Consider the following 221-nt stretch of genomic DNA (forward strand, 5'->3'; position numbering starts at 1 on the left):
GCGGTGGAGGCGGTCGCGGAGCAGGCGTTGCTGCGTGGGACGGGGGCGCGGGGGTTGCGCGCGATCATGGAGGAGGTGCTGCAGCAGGTGATGTTCGACGTCCCGTCGCGTGATGACGTGGAGCGGGTCGTGATCACCCGGGAGGTCGTGCTCGACAACGTCAACCCGACCATCGTGCCGCGCGCCACGACCCGCACCCGCACCCCCCGCGAGAAGTCCGC

At 71.5% G+C, this 221-nt stretch carries 1 pseudogene; it reads left to right on the top strand.

Going from position 1 to position 221, the window contains the following annotated elements:
* Positions 1-221: pseudogene (locus AC4H2G_RS21575) on the top strand (ATP-dependent Clp protease ATP-binding subunit ClpX); the annotation flags it as partial.

This window comes from Cellulosimicrobium sp. BMG9.23, from assembly GCF_059159985.1.